General features: G+C 47.1%; 17 protein-coding genes, 1 pseudogene and 1 other annotated feature. Of the genes and pseudogenes, 10 read left to right on the plus strand and 8 right to left on the minus strand.

Features of this window, described 5'->3' with window-relative positions; all coding sequences use genetic code 11:
• Positions 1-460: transposase (locus K7397_RS12950; protein ID WP_223067260.1), on the minus strand; the 460-nt coding region annotated here is incomplete at its 3' end.
• A gap of 305 nt (positions 461-765) precedes the next feature.
• Here K7397_RS12950 and K7397_RS12955 point away from each other — a divergent pair.
• The 10 genes and pseudogenes from K7397_RS12955 to K7397_RS13000 all read left to right on the plus strand — a co-directional run bounded on the left by K7397_RS12955 (position 766) and on the right by K7397_RS13000 (position 9,853).
• The gene (locus tag K7397_RS12955) at positions 766-1,320 is read left to right on the plus strand and encodes a GNAT family N-acetyltransferase (RefSeq protein ID WP_223068378.1); all 555 of its coding nucleotides are present in this window, start codon (positions 766-768) and stop codon (positions 1,318-1,320) included.
• 183 nt (positions 1,321-1,503) lie between these two features.
• Positions 1,504-2,538 carry an ROK family transcriptional regulator gene (locus K7397_RS12960; protein ID WP_223068379.1) on the plus strand — a complete coding sequence of 345 codons (1,035 nt, stop codon included), beginning with the start codon at positions 1,504-1,506 and terminating at the stop codon, positions 2,536-2,538.
• Between the two features lie 18 nt (positions 2,539-2,556).
• Positions 2,557-3,773: pseudogene (locus K7397_RS12965) on the plus strand (MFS transporter).
• Between the two features lie 16 nt (positions 3,774-3,789).
• Positions 3,790-4,347, plus strand: a complete 558-nt coding sequence (locus K7397_RS12970) for a maltose acetyltransferase domain-containing protein (RefSeq protein ID WP_223068380.1) — start codon at positions 3,790-3,792, stop codon at positions 4,345-4,347.
• A 300-nt stretch (positions 4,348-4,647) separates the two neighbouring features.
• Positions 4,648-4,886 (plus strand) — a binding site (T-box leader).
• 45 nt (positions 4,887-4,931) lie between these two features.
• A complete protein-coding gene (gene gltX / locus K7397_RS12975; protein ID WP_223068381.1) occupies positions 4,932-6,590 on the plus strand; it encodes a glutamate--tRNA ligase in 1,659 nt (552 codons plus the stop codon).
• 244 nt (positions 6,591-6,834) lie between these two features.
• Complete coding sequence (locus K7397_RS22215) at positions 6,835-6,972, plus strand: LexA family protein (RefSeq protein ID WP_223068382.1); 138 nt, start codon at positions 6,835-6,837, stop codon at positions 6,970-6,972.
• A gap of 1 nt (position 6,973) precedes the next feature.
• The gene (locus tag K7397_RS21560) at positions 6,974-7,177 is read left to right on the plus strand and encodes a ParB N-terminal domain-containing protein (protein ID WP_237690897.1); all 204 of its coding nucleotides are present in this window, start codon (positions 6,974-6,976) and stop codon (positions 7,175-7,177) included.
• Positions 7,178-7,609: 432 nt separating this feature from the next.
• Positions 7,610-8,188, plus strand: a complete 579-nt coding sequence (locus tag K7397_RS12990) for an RNA polymerase sigma factor (RefSeq protein WP_223068383.1) — start codon at positions 7,610-7,612, stop codon at positions 8,186-8,188.
• Entirely contained in the window at positions 8,169-8,888 is a 720-nt protein-coding gene (locus K7397_RS12995; protein WP_223068384.1) for a DUF4179 domain-containing protein, read from the plus strand. Before K7397_RS12990 ends, K7397_RS12995 begins: the two co-directional genes overlap by 20 nt.
• A gap of 677 nt (positions 8,889-9,565) precedes the next feature.
• Positions 9,566-9,853 (plus strand): hypothetical protein, encoded by a 288-nt coding sequence (locus tag K7397_RS13000; RefSeq protein WP_337926726.1) that lies wholly within the window; start codon positions 9,566-9,568, stop codon positions 9,851-9,853.
• A gap of 353 nt (positions 9,854-10,206) precedes the next feature.
• On the opposite strand, the gene K7397_RS13005 is transcribed toward K7397_RS13000, so the two are convergent.
• The 7 genes from K7397_RS13005 to K7397_RS13035 form a co-directional block, all read right to left on the minus strand.
• Positions 10,207-11,226, minus strand: coding sequence for a serine hydrolase domain-containing protein (locus K7397_RS13005; protein ID WP_223068385.1), 1,020 nt, complete (start codon positions 11,224-11,226; stop codon positions 10,207-10,209).
• Complete coding sequence (abc-f, locus tag K7397_RS13010) at positions 11,223-12,995, minus strand: ribosomal protection-like ABC-F family protein (RefSeq protein ID WP_337926727.1); 1,773 nt, start codon at positions 12,993-12,995, stop codon at positions 11,223-11,225. Before abc-f ends, K7397_RS13005 begins: the two co-directional genes overlap by 4 nt.
• A gap of 18 nt (positions 12,996-13,013) precedes the next feature.
• Positions 13,014-13,979, minus strand: a complete 966-nt coding sequence (locus tag K7397_RS13015) for a methyltransferase domain-containing protein (RefSeq protein WP_223068387.1) — start codon at positions 13,977-13,979, stop codon at positions 13,014-13,016.
• 27 nt (positions 13,980-14,006) lie between these two features.
• Complete coding sequence (locus K7397_RS13020) at positions 14,007-14,261, minus strand: phosphopantetheine-binding protein (RefSeq protein WP_223068388.1); 255 nt, start codon at positions 14,259-14,261, stop codon at positions 14,007-14,009.
• Between the two features lie 125 nt (positions 14,262-14,386).
• Positions 14,387-18,862, minus strand: a complete 4,476-nt coding sequence (locus K7397_RS13025; protein WP_223068389.1) for a non-ribosomal peptide synthetase — start codon at positions 18,860-18,862, stop codon at positions 14,387-14,389.
• A 27-nt stretch (positions 18,863-18,889) separates the two neighbouring features.
• Positions 18,890-20,635 (minus strand): ABC transporter ATP-binding protein, encoded by a 1,746-nt coding sequence (locus K7397_RS13030; RefSeq protein ID WP_223068390.1) that lies wholly within the window; start codon positions 20,633-20,635, stop codon positions 18,890-18,892.
• Positions 20,628-22,403, minus strand: coding sequence for an ABC transporter ATP-binding protein (locus tag K7397_RS13035; protein ID WP_223068391.1), 1,776 nt, complete (start codon positions 22,401-22,403; stop codon positions 20,628-20,630). The genes K7397_RS13030 and K7397_RS13035 overlap by 8 nt, the downstream gene beginning before the upstream one ends.
• Between the last annotated feature and the right edge of the window lie 14 nt (positions 22,404-22,417).

Raw genomic sequence — 22,417 nt, forward strand, 5'->3', positions numbered from 1 at the left:
ATTCCTTGATCAGCGGCACGATCTTGTTCGTTACGTTCGAAATCATCGTCGGCGAAACGTCGACACCATATAGCTGAAGCAGATGATCTTGAATTTCGCGGGTGCTGACGCCTTTGGCGTAGAGCGCAATAATCTGGTCCTCGATGCCGGTTACGTTCGATTGATGCTTCCGGACGACGAGCGGTTCAAACTCGCCTTGGCGATCTCTGGGAACCGCAATCTCCTGCTCGCCATACTCGCTCGTGATCGTCTTCTTGCTTTTTCCATTGCGGCTATTTCGGGTCTGCTTGTTCTGCACGTCATGTTTCGTGTAGCCCAGATGCGTGTCCATCTCGGCTTCCAGCATCTCCTGCAGCGTCTCGGCAAACAGGTCTTTCAAGGCATTTTGTGCATCTTGCGCGGTGACCAAGTTGTTCTCCTTGATGAAAGCCCGTAGTTGTTCTTTTGACCAAAGTCCCATGTATTCTCCCAACCTTTCTATTACTTCCATTTTACTGGGTTTAGGAGTTTACACAAACTATTTTACAGACTCAGAGGTGGCATCAGCTAACACCGTATTCACACTGCGGCGCATTCGCGCCTTGGTCCGCCAGGAGTATTTAGCAGGGAGCTGAGTCAAGCGGACACATCGATCCCCCTAAGATAGGAGCTGTCTAAGGAGGATCGACGTCGTGAATACACAGAACGTTATATGAAAGAACAGGCTAGATTTCAATATAAATTGTAAATTTTATAGATGAATAATTACTAAGGGGGAGATTACATATGAAAAAAATTCCGACAATTCAATTAGAAAGACTAATATTACGACCTTTCAATTTAGATGATGCACAAGTAGTTCAAGAATTAGCAGGTGATAAATATGTTGCTGAAATGACATTAAATATCCCACATCCATATGAGGATGGGATGGCAGAAGAATGGATAGAAACACATATCGATAATTTTAATGAAGATCGATTACTTACATTAGCTATTGTACATAAGGAAGAAAAATATTTAATCGGCGCTATAAGTATAGGAATTAATAAGAAGTTTGATCATGGGGAACTTGGATATTGGATTGGGAGAAAGTATAACAATAATGGATATTGTACTGAAGCAGCAAAAGGAATCGTAAAATATGCATTTGAAGAAATGAAATTAAACCGTATATTTGCCCGTCATCTAGGGAAGAATCCTGCATCGGGAAAAGTTATGAAAAAATTAGGCATGAAATATGAAGGATTATTAAAACAGCATGTTAGAAAATGGGGTGAATATGAAGACCTTGTGCATTATGGTCTTTTAAAGGCTGAATATAATTCAGAGAATAACTAGTTAAAGATTCATCTAACGCCAGTTCCATAGTCGGTCACCATCCCCGTTAAAAGCGCCCCCCTCGGGGTCCAGATTGTCGTCGTGAATCCACATCAAGAGCTTCCCTTTACGCCGGAATTCTGCTATGATTGATACACTTATTAAAGATGTTTAATAAGTGTTCGCAAATGAGGTGATGTTTCTGTGAGCGAAAAGATATCAACGCCGAAAGAAATGAAGAAAGTCATTTTGAGGGGCATTCGTGCAACGCTGTTGGCGTCTGGAAGCGCAACAAAAGTCGAGCTAAGTGAAAAGCTGGGGGTCAGTTTTCCTACGATTAGTAAGTTTATCACCCAGATGGAGAAGGCAGGTGAACTGCTACCCGTCGGTCTCGACGACTCGAGCGGCGGCAGAAGAGCCCAGCGTTACGCGTATAATCCGGAATATAGACTGGGCGTCGCGCTATTTCTTGAGAAAGCGGAAACTCAATACACGATCTATAACGCTTTGGGCGAAGTGAAGGAAAAAGGGACTTCCTCCGGTTTTCTGCTGGGCGGGATTGAGATACTGACGAAGCAAATCGAGTCCTTGATCGAACGGCACCCTAGGATCCGTTCGTTGTCTTTCGGCGTGCCTGGATCGGTCAACGACGGGCGAATCATTTATATTCCGGGATACGAGAAGTTTCATAATTTTGACCTAAAAGGCTATTGCGAAGCGCGATTCACGCTTCCTGTCGTCGTGGAGAACGATATGAACGCGGCCGTTTTGGGCTATTATGACAAGTTGGACATCCGCGATAATCCTTCGCTGATCTATCTATATCTCGGCCAGAACGGGCCGGGGGCGGGCATATTGGTCAACGGCAGCGTCGTGCGGGGAAACACGTCATTCTCGGGTGAAGTCTCTTTCGTTCCCCTATATGACGGCCGAAACTTCCAACAAGCGATTACGGACGCTGAAGGAACGTTCACCGTCATGCACGAGGCCATCGGGGTCGATGCCGTGGGCCGGCTGGTCGCTGCTTTTGCAGCGATCTTGAACCCGAATGCCGTGATCTTTTGCCGCGACGAAGTAACAGGAGACCTTCTGGACGCCATCACAGCAAGAAGCGCGTCCTATATTGCGAAGGAGCATCTGCCTAAACTTATGGCCAGCGATTGGAGAGAAGACTACTTGAATGGATTGAAAAAGCTAGGGCTGAATCTAATGATTACCGCAAACGACGATTGTATCTGAAGATAGGAGCGCACCTGTATGGGTACGATTTTGCTATTGGTCATTTATTTGGCCTTTATCAGCCTCGGGCTACCGGATTCCTTGCTCGGTGCGGCATGGCCCGTCATCCGGCCGGATCTGGAAGCGCCGCTCGGGATGGCAGGGTTGTTGTCGATGACAGTTACGGTCGGCACGATCGCATCCAGCTTGTTAAGCGGAGCCGTTGTGCGCCGGTTCGGCACGGGAGGCGTGACGCTGGCAAGCTGCATCATGACGGCCGGTGCACTGATGGGATTTGCGTATGCGCCATCTATCGTTTGGCTGATCGTCTGCGCCATACCGCTCGGGATGGCAGAGGGGCTGTCGATGCAGGGCTCAACCATTACGTGGCGGCGCGGTACAAAGCCCATCACATGAGTTGGCTGCATTGTTTCTGGGGACTCGGTGCGACGGCCGGTCCGATGATTATGGCCGCGTTCTTGTCGGGGAATGCTTCTTGGAGAGACGGCTATTTAGCCGTGGCCGGCATTCAGTTCGCGTTGGTGACCTTGCTTGTCGTCTCGCTCCCGTTATGGAGGCGTCGAGTCGGGAATCAAGGCACTGGCTTGGACGCGGAGCAATCGGAGGCGGAACCGTCGCTTGGTAACGGGGGGACGTACAAACCGCAGCATGTGAAAGGAGTCAAGTATGCACTGGCATCGTTCTTGTTTTACTGCGGGGTCGAGATGACGGTGGGCTTGTGGGGCAGCAGCTATCTGGTGAAGGAGAGAGGTCTCCCTGCTTACGAAGCTTCGCAGTGGGTTTCGATTTACTTTGCGGGCATAACGATCGGAAGGTTGATCACCGGATTCGTCACCTTCAAGTTGAGCAATCCGCTGTTAATTCGAGGTGGCCAAATCACGGTGCTTGCCGGTGCACTGCTTCTGCTGATGCCGCTTCCGACCGGTTTCGCGCTGTCCGGATTGCTGATCACGGGGCTGGGACTCGCGCCGATCTATCCGTGCATGCTGCATGAGACGCCTATTCGATTCGGCAAGGCGCAGGCACAACGGATCATGGGCTATCAGATGGCCGTTGCTTATACGGGAAGCACGTTGATGCCGCCGCTTCTCGGCATGCTGGCCGGGTTCTCGACCATCGGCATATTCCCGCTCTATATCGTCGTCTCGGCTGCCGCCATGCTGTTATTCTCGGAACGGTTGAACGTCTTCCTGAACAGGCGGAACGAACGCAACGGCGCAATCCACCAATACTGAAGATAGGAGTTGTCCCATGAAAACGGAGAAAGAGAAAATGCTAAGCGGTGAGCTCTATCACGCCGGTGATCCCGAACTGACGCAAGAAAGGCTGAACGCCCGCCAGCTTATCCGGCTCTTCAACGAAACGCTCGAGACGGACCTCGACCATCGCATGAAGCTGCTCAAAACGCTGTTCGGGTCAACCGGCAGCAAACTGTATGTTGAACCGACTTTCCGATGTGATTACGGCTATAATATCCATGTCGGTGAAAATTTCTATGCAAACTTTGATTGTGTCTTTCTGGACGTTTGCGAGATTCGGATCGGCGACAATTGTTTTATTGCGCCCGGTGTCCATATATACACCGCAACGCACCCAATTGATGCCAAGGAAAGAATCTCAGGCGCGGAGTACGGTAAATCAGTGACGATCGGCCATAACGTATGGATCGGCGGGCGGACCGTGATCAACCCGGGGATAAACGTAGGCAACAACGTCGTGATCGCGTCTGGCGCGGTCGTCACAAAAGACGTGCTGGACAATGTCGTGGTTGGGGGGAATCCGGCCAAGGTGATCAAGCCGATTCTATAATGCTACAGGAGTAACCAGGTGATGGGATGTTGAAATTGAAATATCTATTCAATAATGAAAGCTTAGCAGAAATGATATATTAAAAAATTGGGATTTCGACGAACATTCGATGGAGCTGTTTAAGTATTATCGTATATCGTCAAACGCCATTTATCCGTTTAGATGGGAAGGTAAAACTCAACTATTAAGCAATAAAGGGAGCAATAGCACGGCCCATGTTTGAGATATTCCAAGTTCGAATAGATTCTTGACAACTTGGTAATAATAAATTATTGTATCAATAAGCATATCCACATATTGTAAAATGCAATGAAGAGGAAGAGTAATTAATCACTCGAATCTTAGAGAGCCCATGCTGGTGAAATTGGGTATTCGAGCTTAATGAAAGAAGCCTTGGAGCAGTAGACCGAAAAATTGGAGTAGGTCTATCGGGGATTTCCCGTTAAAGAAATGTGCAGCAAGATAATGAATTGCTGAATAATGAGCGGGTTTTTAACCAATTTAGGTGGTAACGCGGAAGCAAGCCTTTCGTCCTTTAACAGGATGAAGGGCTTTTTATTTTGAACCTATAGGGGGATATGATTATGTCAAATGAGAACATGGCAGAACTGTTATTTCCGGATGTCGGGCAGTTACCAGCTGATATTTACTCACTGTATCCGCCAAGAAATTTGTCTTCATCTGCTATGGTAACACGTTTTGCACCAAGCCCAACAGGTTTATTAAACATTGGGGGGCTTTACGCAACTTTAATATCGGAGAGATTAGCCCACCAAAGTAACGGGGTATTTTTCCTGCGTATCGAAGACACAGACAAAAAACGAGAAATAAAAGGCAGCCTCGAAAACATTATCAATTCATTGTCATACTGCGGGATTCATTTTGATGAAGGACTTACCTTATCCGGTAACGATAAGGGTGCTTACGGACCCTATAAACAAAGCTCACGAATACAAATCTATAAGGTATTTATTAAGCACTTAGTGCGAAATGGATTAGCATATCCTTGCTTCTGTGATACGGACGATTTACAAAAGATAAGAATAAGCCAGCAGAACTTAAAAGTAACCACAGGTTATTATGGTAGGTGGGCTAAACATCGAGATATTTCTTTTCAGCAAGCCAAAGAAGAGATTTTAAATGGTAAACCGTTTGTTATTAGACTTAGATCTTCAGGTTCATCAGACAGGAGAATCATGTACAATGATTTGGTGAAAGGTCCGATTGAGTTCCCTGAAAATGACCAAGATATTGTTATTATGAAAACGGATGGGTTACCAACATATCACTTTGCTCATGTCATAGATGATTATCTAATGGGTACAACCCATGTTATTAGGGGCGATGAATGGCTTTCTTCTGTGCCTACCCATTTTCAGCTGTTCGAAACCTTAGGTTTTAGAATACCGGAATACGGACATATTGCTCCAATAATGAAGCAAGTCGGAGCTTCTAAACGGAAACTCAGTAAACGTAAGGATCTTGATGGTACCGCTGAGTATTACAAAGAACAAGGATACCCAGGAGTGGCTATAAGTGAATACTTCATGAATCTCATCAATTCTGACTTTGAAGAATGGAGGAAGACAAACCTTCATAAATCATTTAGAGACTTTTTTATTTATACTGATAAAATGAATGCTAGTGGTGCTTTATTAGACATGAATAAACTTAATGACATCAGCAAGGATGTTATCTCAAGGCTCACGGGTAAACAAGTATTTGACCATTTATATACTTGGTCAAAGGAATTTGATACTGAGCTTTTTACTTTAATTGACAAGAATATGGAATACACTGTAAACATTCTAAATATAGGTCGAACAATTGAGAAACCAAGAAAAGATTATTCAAAGTGGTCAGATGTGAAGACAATGATTGCTTTCTTTTATGACGAATTGTTTGAAAAGGATGTACTCAGTGGCTACAAGTTACCTACAAATGTAAGTTTAGATGTTGCGAAAGAAATTGTACTAGGTTTCAGCAAAACTTATAGGTTTAATAATGAAAAGGAAGCTTGGTTCCATGAAATTAAAGAACTTGCTGAGGAACTCGGATTTGCAAAGGAAATGAAGCAATATAAAGCCAACCCTAACAGTTACAAGGGGCATGTTGGTGATGTAGCGATGGTAATTAGGGTCGCTCTAACTAACAGAATCAATACACCTGATTTGTTTGATATTATGAAAGTAATGGGCGAAAATAGGGTTTTTGAACGAATGCAGAGATTCGTAAGGATTTAAAGTAAAATGACCGGTCAAACGCCGGTCATTTTTTTCTGCTGGTTTGGGTTTAGGGATCATGATGAGATGAGGTGAGAAAAACAAATTTTCGCCTGAATTTCTTTTAAAAATATATCAGCAGCAGCGGAAAAAACCTGATGTTTTTTCCAAACAATATTTAAGCCAGCCTGTTTAAGAAAGCAGACCACTTCCAAAAAATCATGTTCAGCGTCTACAGCTGATAATGAGAGGGAGAGTGAAGGTCATGTCTAAGCAACTACAACCATTAACAGCGAAACAAGCAACCGTCCTGGAATTTATTAAGGCACACGTAAAACAACATGGCTATCCTCCGCCAATCCGTGAGATTACAGAGGGCTTGAATTCAAATAGGAGGCGTTAAGGTGGATATCAGAGTCATACCAATCGAGCAAAAAAATGCAGCATCCTACAACCCACGAGCCGGCCTACAGCCGGGTGATCCGGAGTACGAGAAGCTCCGACAATCCATCGAGGCGTTCGGCTATCTGGCCTTTTCGGTTGTGGATCTGGACGAGCAGCAGGAGAAGCTACCTGCACAATCCGCTCGGGAAACAAGTGGCTTCTAGCACAAACAGCTGTGGCGTAAGCAGGGTCAATATCGTATTCCCGGAAATTCCAGGAAATATTTTACGGAACATAACATCGATCAAATTGTAGGATTTGATGATGTGAATGCCACTAATGGTATCATGCACTGCCGAGTTTGTTTTTGCCATAATTCCCTGAAGCCTAGAAGAATATTCTTTAAGTGGTTTGCTAATTTTCCCTGTGCTGGATGGATAAAAGAAAAAGGCCATGATGACTAATTTTCATCATAGCCTGTGACCCAAGGGGTCATTAGTAGAAAAGAACTATAACCCTGACATCTCTTCTTATCAATAGAACTGAAAAGGAACTTTATGTCTGAATTTGAGTAAACCGTTATATTATTTTTTGTACAAGTCACAAAAAGCCTATTTTGAATTGTTATATAGACGAAAAGCAAAGGAGGTGATCACTTGGAAGGAGATAAACTTGGAACGATTTCTGATGAGCAAATCGAGAATACGGTTGAACTTGTAAAGGCGGGTAATCTCGAAGCGTACACGTTTATCATTCGGAGATTTGAAAAGCCACTTTATATCTATTGCTACCATCTGCTCGAAAACCGCGAAGAAGCTCAGGATGCCGTTCAAGAAATCTTTATCAAAGCATATCAGGAAATTCACCGTTATACGCCAACCGTTTCCTTTTCCGCATGGCTGTATAAAATTGCCTATCATCACAGTCTCAACCTAATGAAGAAACATAAACAAAGGCTAAAAGTTGCTATGTATTTCAAACAGCAGGAAGAATCCAAGGAATATACTTTCCGGGAGGAGTCGAATTTAGAAAAATTATTAGCCTATCTTTCCCCAGAGGAAAAGCATATTCTGTTGCTGAAAGCAGTAGAGCAATACAATTTTACAGAGATTGGTCAAATTACAGGCTGCAAACCAGCAACGGTACGGAAAAAGTATCAACGCTTGCGCATGAAACTTATAGAGCAAGGTAACAAAAGAAAGGAAGGTGGCTTATTTGTTCAACCCAACGGATGATAAAAAAATGAGAACTATTGAAGATATGATATGTGAAACTGAAATACCCGAGTACAGCCTCAGCACAAAAATTATAGAACGATTAGGAGAGATTCCCATGAAAAAAGTTGCTACCCAAGGATCCACAATTAAGAAAACGCTAATTGCCACAACTGCAGTCGCCGCACTTGGTTTGGGACTTGTTAGTACAGGCTTCATCTCACCGGCAATGGCGGATACTCTATCTAATGTCCTCTTAGTAGGAAGCCTTTTTCAAGATTCAGTCGATAACAATTTGAAATCTGCAGCAAGTAACAGTCAAATTAAAAAGTTGGGTATAAGCGATACCCATGATGGAGCAACCTTAACTATTGCGGAGGCTTATCACGATGGGGAACGTCTGTCCATTGCTCTATCACTTGAAGGGTTGACCTTGAAAGATGACGCCATCGTCGGTGATTACGAATCGTTGGGATATGGTCAGTTTGTTGCGGATGAGTTTAGTGTCCTTATGAACGGTGAGCCCTTTAACGGAATACTAAACGTTGGGCCAATAATTAACTCTGATCACAGTGTGCAAAAAAATGCAGCTCTCCTGCAAATTACGAATAATGACGATCAACCATTGCCAGATCAGTTCGAATTATCTATTCGGATCAAATTATACGGAATCGAAGATTACTTCGAATTCCAAGTGCCTGTAAATAAAGAATCAAAATAAATTTTCACAGTTCCTACAAGCTAGTTAGAAGGAGGTTCTAACTATAAAGCGGCTCGCTCGGCGCAAAATATAGAAATTATAGTGAATAAAGAAAATAAAGTAGTAGACTGGAGCTGCGGCTGCTCGATTTAGCGGCCGTCCCTGCTGCGCTGCTGCCGCAGCGGGCGACGCCCGGAAGCACCAGGAGTATGAGCTGGCGCCGCTCGATCCGGCGTAGCAGTCTACAACTTTATTTTTTCAGTCTATAACTTTATTATCCGAGTCTAACACTTTATTTACAGTCTAATACTTTATTTTCTTTGACATATAGTTTAATTACAAGAAACCCGTCAGGCTAGTGAAGTGCACCCTTAGAAGCCTATGATTCTACTGTATTTTCATATAGTGTTACACATCATATGTGGACATCCGTTTCATGGGAACGGAAATGTCCTTTTTTTTGTGTAAAAGATAGGTGGAGGTAGTAGAGGAAATGGCTTCATTTTTTCATGCATATTGTCCAGAAGGAGTGAACAGCAAATACCGACTCATTGTTTTTGACGATAAGAAGGAGGCGTTCATTCCTCTTACAGAGTTCTATCACGATCAGTTCAAATGCGGTTGATTTTTATGATGGTAGTATTCTGTATGATTTTTCAAAGGATTTAACCAGGATCTGTGACATCGACTTCTACAGGTTGGCACCTTCCGTAAATGACATGGGAGAGAACTTTTGGGGAGCAAGACGTTCGAAATCTCCGGAAGAGTTTATATTAGGTGCGCCTATTGATGCAAGAACGAATGTTTTCACGATGGGAGCTATCGCTTTTGGATTACTTGGTGGCGAAATGGATTATTCTTTTTCAAAATGGGAAGCAAACAGATCACTTTACGAAGTCGCTTTACGAGCAGTTAGTAAGGAACGAGAAGAACGATTTAAAACTATTAATGATTTTATAAATGCTTGGAATTCAGTTAAAAATTAAACTACGACCACACTCTAGAAACAACTCTCAACTAAATCGAAATCCACATGAACATCCACAAAAAGCTGTGCCGATTTGTAAACGGCAGCTTTGTTTAATCCAACTTATTATTTTGCATCTACAAAACAGGGGGATATAATGTATGACACTAAATAAAAAATCATATAGGGCGTGGCATTTAATTGATTTACAGACATATGTACAAAATACGGGTTTTGTGAAAAAGTCGAAATGTTTGGGAATGTGATATTCAGCTGCATCTTTGGATGATACAAATAATGCCAACTCATTTTTCGGTCGGTCCGACTGTAACCATCCCCCTACCAAAACCTAAGGCTACACATTAAACAGCGTTACCGTTGCAGACTGGACATGTCTTGCTGATATCGTTGGTAACGAGTCTTAGGCAGCAGGTCTAGTGTTTGCTTGGCACTGTCAGGCACATTGTCAATCATCAGCTCCAGCCAGTTCCGGACGACTTCTGCGATCACCGATTGCCCGTAATCGCTGTTCGTCAACACCACCAGTGCTTTTTGACGCTTCGGCACCAAACCAATCCATGTGCGAAATCCTCGATTGTGCCCACTATGCCAAATGAGACGTGTGCTATTCGGCAACGTCAGGATATGGTATCCAAGTCCGTAGGGAATTGGACGTTCTACACGGTTGTGCATCAGAGCGACCATATCTGGCTGCAAAACACCGCCGCCACCGTTCAGGTTCGCCTGAGCGAAACGGATCAGGTCGTCAAGCGTCGTGTACAATCCTGCCGCTGCCTGTTGCGAATGCCAGAGAACCGGCACTTGTAGCCCCAGATAGTCGTGCCCTCGTGCAGCGTCGTCCACCAATTGATCGGAACCCAAGTTGAACGAGCTGTGTTTCATCCCGAGCGGTTCGAGTATTTCTTCATACAGATAGTCAGCAAAGCTTCTTTCCGAAACTTTTTCGATCAGTATTTGCAAGAGACTGTATCCAGCATTGGTGTACCAGAATTCGCCCACAGGATGTGCGGATCGAACATCGGTCAATAGATCACCGCCTCCTTCATGGGGACGAATGCCGAGATCGTGAACAGGTGCCAGCCCCCCCGTGTGTGAGAGCAGATGCCGAACCGTAAGACCCTCGTACACGGTATCTTCGAGATAAAGACGCCCCGTTTGCACGAGCTTCATCACACCCCACGCTGTCACTGGCTTGGACAAGGAAGCCGCTTGAAAAAGGGTTGAGGAACGCACCGATGCATCGCCTTTTTTACAAAGTAAGCCGAAGGTGTGCCGTTCGACATCCGTTTCTGTTTCTAAGACGGCCATGGCAGCCCCTGGCGTACCAGAGTCCTCAAGGGCATTCACGCATGCGCGAGATAACATGTTCATTTTAGGAGCTCCCGTTTTTGGCGGATCAAATCTTTGAATTCATTGTCGAGTTCGTTATAGGCAGGCGAGCCAATCGCGTGCTTGTTGAGTTCGCCGAGCATGAAGGCCAAGCGAGCTTCGATGACAAGCAGTTGTTCCTCCTCTGCCCGACTTTTTTTCGAGAGCACCTTCTCATCCGAGCCATTTCCTTCACTCAATTGGCGATTCATGTATTCGCTAAAGGTACCCAGTACCTTCATGAACATTCCGTTTTCAAACACCAACAGTTGGTCGCACAACTTCTCCAACATATAGCGATCATGGGAAACGATCAGCATCGTGCCGTTGTAATCGGCGAGAGTATCCTCCAATTGCTCGCGGCTTTGCAGGTCAAGGTGATTGGTCGGCTCGTCGAGGATCAAGAAGTTGTGTTCCATTAAGATCATGCGGCCAATCTTAAAACGGGTGCGTTCCCCTAAACTCCACTTCTCGATCTTGCGCGAGAGCTTTGCCTCGTCAAATCCCATGTTGTCCATGAGGATGCGCGCCTTGGATTGAATCTCGCCTCGGAAATGGGAGATCAGATTCAGACCCGTCGATTCTTCGGGCAAGTCACTTACATCCTGCGAGAGATAGACAATCTCAGCCGTCGGGCTGATCCACAGGTCCCCTTCCGTCCAGCGTTCTTGGCCAAGGAACATCCGGATCAGGGTGGTTTTTCCACAGCCATTCGGACCGATCAATCCGATGCGATTTCCGCGCTGGATGGTAAACTCCGTGTTCCGGAACAGCCAGCGGTCCCCGTACTTTTTCCCGAGCCCCTTCACTTCAACGAGACGCTTGCCTCGCTTGGAAGCACTGCCAAAGTCGAATGAAACTTTTTGTTCTTGCTTTGGCTTTTCTATGCCCTCCGTTTCCATGCGTTCCAGACGTTTGATCTTGTTCTTCACCTGTTTGTCAAGTTTCTTGACCTTGGCACGCTCATGTTCACGCAAACCGATTTGGCGATTCTCGGAAAGAGTGCCTTGTTTACCCGCCATTCTGTGTCCAGCCGCCGTCCATGTTTTCAGTTGGGCTATTTCCTCTTGGACTTTTTCAATTTGTTTCTTTTGTGTCTGATAGAGGTGCAATTGAGACTGGTACTGACGCTCCTTCTCCTCGCGATAGAACGTATAGTTGCCCGCATACGACTTGAGTTTACCGTCATCGAGTTCGATAATCCGATTAACCGTTTTGTCGAGGAAGTAACGGTCGTGCGAGATCACCAAGATCGAGCCCGAGAACTTTCCCATCTCTTTCGTCAGCCACTCGACCCCTTGAAAATCAAGATGGTTGGTCGGCTCGTCTAGAATCAGGATATCTGGCTGACTAATCCATATGTTAGCGAGAGCCAGTTTGGTACGCTCTCCGCCACTCAAGCAGTCAAAACGATCCTCCTGCCACTCCTTTACTTTGTTAAGACCGATAAAGCTTGTCACTTCAAGAAACTCATTTACCTGTTCAGCCTTATAGCCACCAAGCAACATCGACTGAAAACTATTTGCCGTATAGGAGCAAGATTGTAGCAGGTAGCCAATCTTGATATCCTGTTTCATCTGCATGATGCTGCCTTCGTCTGACTGAAGATTACCGAACAGGATGTTGGCAAGTGTAGTCTTACCTGCCCCGTTAACCCCAACTAATCCGATGCGGTCTCGTGCTCCGATCTCCAAGGATACATCCGATAGAATCGTGCGCTCTCCGAAACGTTTATGAAGGTTACGAACTCTAAGGATTGTCAATGGTACCACCCTTTCCAATCTACCGTCTTACTTTTTAATTGCATTGATGACGCAGAACTGCTGCACGCCAGTCTTCATATCATTGTAAATTCCAGACCCTGGCAAGGAGAGCGAATCTTTCATACCTTCCATGAAACCTTGGTCCATTTTCCCGTATGCCGAGTAGTGATTTTCGGCAACTTCATCGCAGGACGTGAGTATGTTTTCAGTGATGTCTTGGTTGCGCAAGATCTCAAAGCCCAGCGAGATCAGGTATTGCTCGTACTCTGGCCATTTATCAGTTGGCAACATGTCACCGTACAGGAAGTGACCTCCCGACTTCAACACGCGGTACACACCATCATAAAACTTATGAATGTTCGGATAACCGTGCGAAGATTCGCAGTTGAACACCGCATCGAATGTTTCGCCTTCGAACGGAAGGTTCTCCGCATCGCCGACGAGGAAGAACATGTTGTCGCCTTTATGACGAACATGGTCGAACTGTACAGATGCTTCGGTGAGGTCGAGGCCCACGCAGGTATGCGCTTTGTAGTATTTGTTAATACCAGCCAAGTTGCCACCGCGTCCACAACCAACGTCAAGAACTTTCTTGTTCTTAAGATCGACTTGTCCAACGATCTCGAACAGTAGCTTTAGCGGGTTTTTGTTTAGCATGGAATCGTCTACTTCGAATTGAGCGAATTGCTCATTGTCTGTCACTTTATAACCCCAGTTCAGAAATGTAACAAAGCGGGTCATGTTGCTGACTTCAAGCGACTCAGCAACCGTTGTGAAGTGCTTTTTGATGTCTTCCTTATCGGCATGACGAACTTCGTCGAGAATGGTTATGCCATTCATGTCGATGGACTCCTCCATCAACATGATCGGTACTTCGGTACGTACGATGTATTTGAGACCGCATGGCTCACAGGTCAGGTTGTCGCCTTCAGTCGTAAGCTTTGTTTGGCATTTTGGACAAGCGAGCAGGTGGAAGTGATTCGTTTTCAGCAATGTTCGTCCCTCGTTTCCTAGTTGCGTTTATTCAATGCGTTTTTCTACGTAATTCACAACATCTTGGAGCGTTTGGAAGACGTTATAGTTCAAGTCCTCATCTTCGAATTCGAAATCGAATTGATTTTCAATCGCGACGATCAACTTGATGAAGCTCACGGAGCTGAGACCAATGCTGGTCAGGGAATCTTCGAGCTGAAGTTGATCGGTTTGCTCACCTAACTCCAGTTCGCGTTTCAAAATTTCTTTGAGTTGATCTGCAATAACGATTGTCTTTGTCATGATGAATACCTCCTATATAAAAAGTCACAATGTTTACGTCTAAATCACTATATAAATATTACAATTTCTACCGTTTTAATGTAAGGGGGTTTTTGAAAAAAAAGTCAAAAATAAAAATTTTCCTCTTAATCAAACAAATTATCCAGCTCATCGTCACTTAATGAAATCGTATCAAAGTCGCTCGCATCAAACGTCGCTCCCTCTTGTCCACAACAGAAGCGGATGACCTCGCGCAACTGATCGGCGAAGCAATCCATGAACGAATCGATCGTCGCTTGATGGAAGCGTTGACGGCTGTACATAACGGCAATGGTTAGACTCTTGTCCTGAACAAACGCAAGCAGGTCCAGTAACGCAGTCGCATGATTGGTTGGGCATATGTCCGCTCCATGCTCTTCGCTTGCGAATGTGAACGGCAGACCACGCAGTTGGTTGTCGATCTCGCCCAGATAATTGAAGCGGACTCCGCGTTGCAAACGAGCCGGCAGTCGTTTCGCCATGTAGACGAGTGCGCCATATCCCGCTCCCTTCTGCGGAACGCTACGCAGCTCGGTTTTGACGGTACGGATCTGTTGTTCCCAATCACTTGGGTGCACAGGAATGGCTACAGGGAACATGGTCGTGAACCAGCCTACAGTTCGAGCCACATCAAGCCCCTCAACGACTGAGTCACGGCCATGCCCTTCCAGTTCGAGTCGAACAAGGTCTCGATTGCTGTGTGTGTGAATCGCTCGCACAAGCGCAGCGACCAGCAAATCCTGTGCCTGTGTTTGTAATCCTTCGTGAGCCCTAACCTGCAAAGCCTCCGTCTCCTCTGGAGTAAAGGTGCGGCTGATCGTCTCGCAATCGGCCAACGAATTCCCTCCGTCCATTTCTGGGGAGAAATCGAATTCGTCTGCTTCCGCTCCCTCCTTGGCGATCCACATCTCTTCTTCTTCGCGCGCGGCCGTTTCGCTGTATGTCATCAACGCTTCGGCCCATTGCTGCATCGAGTGTGTTTTCATTGGCAGGCGGTTATGTCCATCTAACATAGTGGCGAGGTCTTCCAGCAAAATCTGCCAAGAGACGGCATCCACAACAAGATGATGCGCCGTAAGGAGCAGGCGCTGCCCTTGAGAGCCAAGGTCGAGCAAGGCGGCCCGCAGGAGTGGCCCTTCCGTCAAGCGGATCGAAGCTTTACATGCCTGTGCAACTTCACGGAGTTTATCGTAAAGCTCCTGAGACCTGAGATCGGACAGATCGTGGGTTTCCAGAAGCAATTCGTCCGGCATTTCCCGTTCCAGATATGTTAGCGCTTGTTTCACTTCGTCATAGAACAAACGCAGCGAATCGTGATGTTGGATCAGTTGTTTGATTGCCCGTCGAAGTTTTTCTGGGGCCAGATGGCATTTTAGCTCCAACAGGACCGATTGGTTCCAGTGATGTGGGTTTGCGAATTCTTGCGAGAAGAACCATGACATAATCGGCGTCGGAGTCAGCGTACCGCTTGCAGGCGTCTGCGGGTACAGCGCGTGTGAGCTGTTTGTAGCGACAATCGCCAGTTCACGGATCACCGGATACGCGAGTACATCCTTCGTTTGTATCTGGACGTTCGCTTGGCGGAGTTTATTGACGACTTGAATCGCCTTTACAGAATCTCCACCCAACTGATAAAAGTTATCGGTCGCCGTCACCGATTCAATCCCTAAGACGTCACGTATCACTTGGACTACGACCGCTTCGACTGTCTCATCCAGCAGTGCGGACAGTTCATCGTTAATGGCCGTTTCGATTGGATCAGGCAATGCAGAGCGGTCGATCTTGCCGTTCGCGGTCAGTGGCAGATGTTCGAGAAGCACGAAGTACGTCGGCACCATATAACCAGGCAGAACCTCTGTTAGATGCTGGCGAAACCCAAATGCACTCACAGCCTCCTCGCCCGCAACCAGATAGGCGACTAGATGCTTTGTCCCGTTTGCATCGATGTAATCCAAAACGACGGCATCCGAAACAGATCTGTGTCGCAGTAAACGGTGCTCAATCTCACCTAGTTCGATGCGGTAGCCGCGAATTTTCACTTGATAGTCCAGTCGCCCCAGATAGGTTATCTGACCAGACTTCGTACGAATCGCGAGGTCTCCCGTCTTGTAGAAACGACGTTCTGGCAAAAATGGATTTGGCAGGAAACGTTCCGCTGTCAGTTCTGGTCGGTTCAGATAACCGCGTGCCACACCGTCACCCGAAATGTACAGTTCTCCTGCCGTTCCCGTCGGAACTGGTTGTCCATCGCTGTCTAGCAAATAGATCTGCGTGTTTGAGATCGGGAGGCCGATTGGCACCGAAGCCCCTGTGTCCAGAGTTGGGTCGTAGCGATGAATCATGCAACCGACAACTGTTTCTGTCGGACCGTATTCGTTGAAGACCGTTACGTTTCCGCCAGAGTTCTCGACAATCTCACGAGCCACTTCCGTTTTCAGGTCTTCCCCACCAATAATCCATCGGCGAACCGAACCTTTGAGGGAGTCCCGCCATCGAAGCAAAGCGAGATGCGCAGGTGTAGCTTTGACCACGGTTACCCGCCGCTCTTGCAAAATACGATCAAGAATGAAATCCCCATCGTTTTCGGCATAAATCACCACTTCACGACCTGCAACAAGCGGTGGGAAGATCGACGTCACGGTCAAGTCAAACGACAGGGACGAGTACAAGGCGATCGCATCATCTTCGTCTGGCAGATACGTTGCTTGCGCCCACCAGACGTAGTTCACAAGACCTCGATGCTCGATCACTGCTCCCTTAGGGAGACCAGTTGATCCAGAAGTATAGATGACATAGACCGCATCGGAAAGTTCGTTCACAAGCTTTGGATTGGTCGTCCCCTCCGCAAGAGGTACGCTCAGTTCAAGAAGTTGTCCCGTGTAGGAAACTCCCGATGAAAAAGAACGATCCGTAAGAACTACATGTACTCCGCTGTCATCCAAAATATGCTGAATACGGTTGGCTGGATAGCTTGGGTCGATCGGCACATAGGTCCCGCCTGCTTTGAGAATCCCGAGCAGCGCGACCAACATCTCAAGAGAATGCCCGAGATGGACGCCAACCAGGCTGTTGCGAGTTACGCCTTGTCTACGCAGATGATGCGCGAGACGATTCGCCTTCGCATTGAGTTCCGCGTAGGTCAGCGAATGATCATCAAAGGAAACCGCCTTTTTGTTTGGCGTTCGGGCTGCTTGCTCTTCGATGAGTTTGTGCACGGGACGTTTCGGATAATCAGCTTCCGTAGCATTGCGTTCATGTATTTCCCGAGAGTACTCCGCATCCGGGAGAAGTGACAAACTGCCAATTCGAGCGTCGCCATTCTGCGTGACCACTTCAATCAAATGACAAAGGCGATTATAGAGCACCTCGATGTCCTCTTCGGCATACTCGTCCGTTTTGTAGTCAAACTGCAATTCCAATTCCCCAAGCCATTCCTTGATCACGACTTGCATCGGATAGTACTGGTTTCCGCTGTAGTACTCATCATGCATGAGTTCCCCTTCCGAAAACTCATGATCCATAAGCGTGTTGTAGTAGTTAACCGAAAGCTGAAACAGCCCATCAGAGCCCTGCTTCGACAACTCCAAGTCTTGAACAAGCAGATCATAAGGATAGCGTTGGTGAAAATAGGAACGAGTTAGTTCAGCCCCCACTCGCTTCATCAAGGCCCCAAGGCTCTCTTCTGGATCGACTTGTATTCGGATCGGCATGGTACTCGTAAACATGCCAAAGATATTCTTTTCTCTGACTCCGGATCGATTCACGACCGGCGTTCCGATGATCAGATCATCCTGTTGTGTGCTCTTATGCAGATGGAGGAACAGCAGGGAGACAAAAAACGTATTCAGCGAAAATTTGTGCTCTTCTGTCCAGTTCCGTACCCGTTCAGCCATCTCCCGGCTCAGATGAAATCGTTGTCGGCGCCCCGTGGCAAAGGACGAATTTTTTTGCAAAGAAGCTTCCGGGAGGTCTGTAAATATTTCGCGCCAGAACAGGCGGTCTTTCTCGAAACGATTGGATTGCAAATACTGCTGTTCTTTGGCGACGTAGTCGAGATAGCTAGGCTTCTCTTCTACACCGACTGTTTCACCGGCAGAAAGTCGACTGTAGACGTTCGCGATCTGTTCGCTAAGCAAACGTATCGACCAACCGTCAGCAATCAGATGATGAAACTTCAAATAATAAGCGTGTTCCCCATCGCGAACGGTTACCAGCGCGAAATCGAACAACGGATGTTCATAGAGCGGGAACGGCTTTTGAAACTCCTCCTGCACCCAAGCATCTGCCGCGATGCGCGGGTCGGATGCATCAGAAAAATCGAAGCGTTGCAACGAATTTCTTGCATAAGGTTGCACGTACTGCTGTGCTTCGTTCCCCTCTTGACGGAGCTGGAGTCTCATTCCTTCATGGTTCTCAATGAAGCGTTGAATGGCCTCCTCCAGCAAGTCCAGATTGACGTTTCCGTAGATGCGAATCAGTCCGCCGATAATGTTCAGGGAAGTGTTCGGGTACAGGTTCTCGATGTACCAAATGCGCTTCTGGGCATGAGTCAGCGGGTAATAGGTCTGTGTGGCGCATACCATAAGGGCAAGCCTCTCCCTTCGTTATCGTTACATCAAAGATTCATTGAACTGCATGTTGTGTAAACGGTAGTAGACACCTGCTTGCTTCAGCAATTCTTGATGGGTGCCTTTTTCCACGATCTTGCCCTTCTCGACGACAAAGATGACGTCGGCGTGTTCAATCGTCTTTAGACGGTGAGCAATGGCGACGGTGGTGCGTCCCTTCATCAGGGTCTGGAGTGCTTCTTGGACGAGTTGTTCCGAAGCGGTATCAAGCGCTGAGGTCGCCTCGTCAAGCAACAAGATCGGTGCGTCGCGCAAAATGGCGCGGGCGATGGCGATACGCTGACGTTGTCCACCTGAGAGACGAATCCCTCGCTCTCCGACGCGCGTTGCGTAGCCCTCAGACATGTCCGAGATAAATTCATGAGCATTCGCAAGTTTCGCCGCACGAACAATGTCGTGATGGGTGGCACCTGGACGCCCGTGGGCAATATTTTCTTCGATCGTGCCTTCAAACAGGAATGCCTCCTGCTGTACGTACGCGATCTGGTCGCGCAACTCTTCCAACGTATACGCAGAGAGTGGGCGTCCGTTGATCGACAGGTTTCCGCCTGTTGGTTCATAGAACCCCAGCAACAGCTTGATCACCGTCGATTTACCGCTACCGGATGGACCGACGAGCGCCGCCATTTGACCTGGGCGGATGTCGAACGTGAGCCCTTGCAATACTTTTTTACGACCGTCGTATGAGAAATCGAGTCCTCGCAACACAATCGTTTCGTCTCCGTCACCAGTGCCAGGAACGTTGTAGCGTTCTGGTTCTGATTCTGCATCGAGGATGTCGTAGATACGCTTCGAACCAGCCAGCGAGCCTTGCAGGTTGGTGAAGAAGTTACCGAAGTTCAAGAAGAGGAACGCAACGCCGTTTTGCAACGTGACGATACCCATAACCGTACCGAAGTCAATCTGTCCACTCGCAGCCATGAACGACCCGACGACGAAGACACCGATCAAGCTGAAGATACTGAGCAGGTAGTTGATACCCTTGAGTTGACTGTCCAATCGAATCTTCTCAATGTTATGGGCTACGATTGCTTCGTTCTTTTGCCCAAAGCGCTCCAGCACAAAACCAGAGATCTTGAACACTTTCAGCAGACGGAATCCACCTACCATGTCTACCCATTGCACAGTCATATCAGACATCGATGCTTGCACTTTGTCGCCGATTTCACGAAGTGGTCCTGCGTATTTCGTGGTGACATACGCCGAAGCAATACCCAGTACAACCATCAGCATCGAGAGTCTCCAGTCGAGTACGAACATCGCGATTGTCGAACCCGTCCCGTAGAAGAACGCTTCAACGAGCAGATACAGGTAGTAACGATAAGCCTGTTCTACGCTGTTTACGTCGTTAGTAATGGTGGAGATGAGGTCTCCGCTGTGACGCTTCTCCAAATACGAAACTGGGAGTTCTTGAATTTTCTTAAACAGACGAAGTTTCAGATGAGTCAGAGCACGATGAACGGCCAAGTCAAACAGGTACATGGCGATCGGACTGGTGATACAAGCGAGCACCAAGACGACACTGGTGAGTACAATGGCCGAGGTGAGCAATTCTTTGTCACCGCTAATTGCACCATTCAATAATCGTTCATTGATGAAGGCCAAGAGAATCATGTGTGCTGAGTAGATGCCAGCAATCAGAAACAGAGTGATCAAATAGATCCAGAGTTGGCGTTGCATCAGCGACATCATACGGAAGAACTCTGGGAAGTTCCAGTTTTTAAACATGCTTCAAATCCTCCTCATTCGCCAGATTATCGTTGGATTGTCTCATGTAGTACTGGCGGTAGAGTCCGTCTTGCTCTATCAATTCTTGATGTGTACCACGTTCAGCGATTCGCCCTTGATCAAGCATGAGAATCTCGTCTGCCATCTTAATTGTGGAGAGGCGGTGGGCGATGACCAGCGTCGCATGATCCTTCGAAAATACCTCAAGCGCTTGCTGGACTTGGGCTTCGGACTCGGTATCAAGTGAGGAAGTCGCTTCGTCGAGCAGAAGAATGCCAGCTTTTTTCAAAGCAGCCCGCGCAATGGAGATACGCTGTTTCTGACCACCCGAGAGCACCGTACCACGCTCGCCGACTTGAGTTTGAAACCCTTCTGGGAGATCCTGAATAAAGGAGTAGGCTCCTGCGATTTTCGAAGCCTCCACAATTTGATTAAAGTCCGCATCTGGGTTACCCAAACGGATGTTGTCCTCAATCGTGTCTGGGAACAAGAACGTGTCTTGTGAAACGACAGCAAACTGATCACGCAAGGCTTTCAAATTCCAATCTTTTAAGTCGTGACCATGAACGCGTATCGCGCCCTTTTGCGGCTCATGGAAACTGAGCAACAAGTTCAAGATGGTGGATTTACCACTGCCGGACGAACCGACGAGGGCTACTGTTTTGCCTTTGGTCAATGTGAAAGAGACGCCAGAGATGATGTTCTTGTCCTTTTCATAGCCGAACGTAACATCCTCAACCAGCACCAGATCTTTTTCTACTGGGGTAAATGCACGACCATCCGTACGCTCAGTCGGTGCTTCCAGCATGTCGGTGATCCGTCCAACAGCACCGGCGACCGAACGAGCGTTGGCTACCAGGTCAGGAATCTGAACGGTTTGAATGACAAGCATACGCAACATTTGCAAGAAGGCTACCAATGCCCCGGCTCCTAACAAGCCATTAACAGCCAGATAACCGCCGTAGATGGTACAAAGCACAACTGGCAATTCATACATCATAACGACCGACGGACGCATCAGTGATTCTTGCTTGGCAATCTTGAAGCCATTGCGCATCGCTTTGTAATAGAATCCTTCCACTTTTGCATACATCGGTTTTTGCAAATTAAATGCCTTGGTGATGGTATTGCCCGCAACAGCTTCTTGCGCGACAGAATTCGCTTCTGCAAGCGCCCCGTAGTAGTTCGAAGACTGCTCGTGAATCGGCTTCGAGATCAGGCTGGCGATATACATCATGATTGGTGTTGCCGCAAAGCTCACCAAGGTCAATTTCCAATTCAAGCTTCCCAAATAGATGAGGGCGGACACAACGATGATCGGCGCATAAATCAGGTTGGTAAAGCGTTGGGAGATAAACGATTGAATGGCGCTCGCGTCATTGGTTACACGCGAGACGAGGTCACCTGAGCGTTCGCTTTCGACATCAGACACCGGAAGTTCGCTCAATCGTGCGGCGAGGGCGTTACGCATACCCCCCACTGCTTTTGTCCCAAATCGACCGGTCGCATACGTGAGCAAATAATTGGCACCAAAACCCGCCAATACCATGATCACAACGAGAACGACGATTATGGCGAGTCGTTGTGTTTCACTTGCCAGAGCATTGTCAATCATTTGCTTGATCAGGTAGACGCCAGCGAGGTCACATATCGCAGCGATAACGGAGGCGGTCAAGGCCGTGATCACCCACCCCTTATAGGGGCGGATGAACCGATATATGCCACTGATCGTTTTTCGTAATGTAGAACTTTTACTGTTTTGAGTCATGAACCCGCACTGAC

The sequence above is a fragment of the Paenibacillus caui genome, from assembly GCF_019904135.1.
Classification (GTDB): domain Bacteria; phylum Bacillota; class Bacilli; order Paenibacillales; family Paenibacillaceae; genus Fontibacillus; species Fontibacillus caui.

What these genes read in the sequence shown, in the direction of transcription:
- K7397_RS13005 (WP_223068385.1), bottom strand. Translation starts at nt 11,226, where the DNA reads ATGAACATGTTATCTCGCGCATGCGTGAATGCCCTTGAGGACTCTGGT.
- gltX (WP_223068381.1), top strand. Translation starts at nt 4,932, where the DNA reads ATGTCAAATGAGAACATGGCAGAACTGTTATTTCCGGATGTCGGGCAG.
- K7397_RS13020 (WP_223068388.1), bottom strand. Translation starts at nt 14,261, where the DNA reads ATGACAAAGACAATCGTTATTGCAGATCAACTCAAAGAAATTTTGAAA.
- K7397_RS13030 (WP_223068390.1), bottom strand. Translation starts at nt 20,635, where the DNA reads ATGTTTAAAAACTGGAACTTCCCAGAGTTCTTCCGTATGATGTCGCTG.
- K7397_RS22215 (WP_223068382.1), top strand. Translation starts at nt 6,835, where the DNA reads ATGTCTAAGCAACTACAACCATTAACAGCGAAACAAGCAACCGTCCTG.
- K7397_RS13025 (WP_223068389.1), bottom strand. Translation starts at nt 18,862, where the DNA reads ATGGTATGCGCCACACAGACCTATTACCCGCTGACTCATGCCCAGAAG.
- K7397_RS12955 (WP_223068378.1), top strand. Translation starts at nt 766, where the DNA reads ATGAAAAAAATTCCGACAATTCAATTAGAAAGACTAATATTACGACCT.
- K7397_RS12970 (WP_223068380.1), top strand. Translation starts at nt 3,790, where the DNA reads ATGAAAACGGAGAAAGAGAAAATGCTAAGCGGTGAGCTCTATCACGCC.
- K7397_RS13035 (WP_223068391.1), bottom strand. Translation starts at nt 22,403, where the DNA reads ATGACTCAAAACAGTAAAAGTTCTACATTACGAAAAACGATCAGTGGC.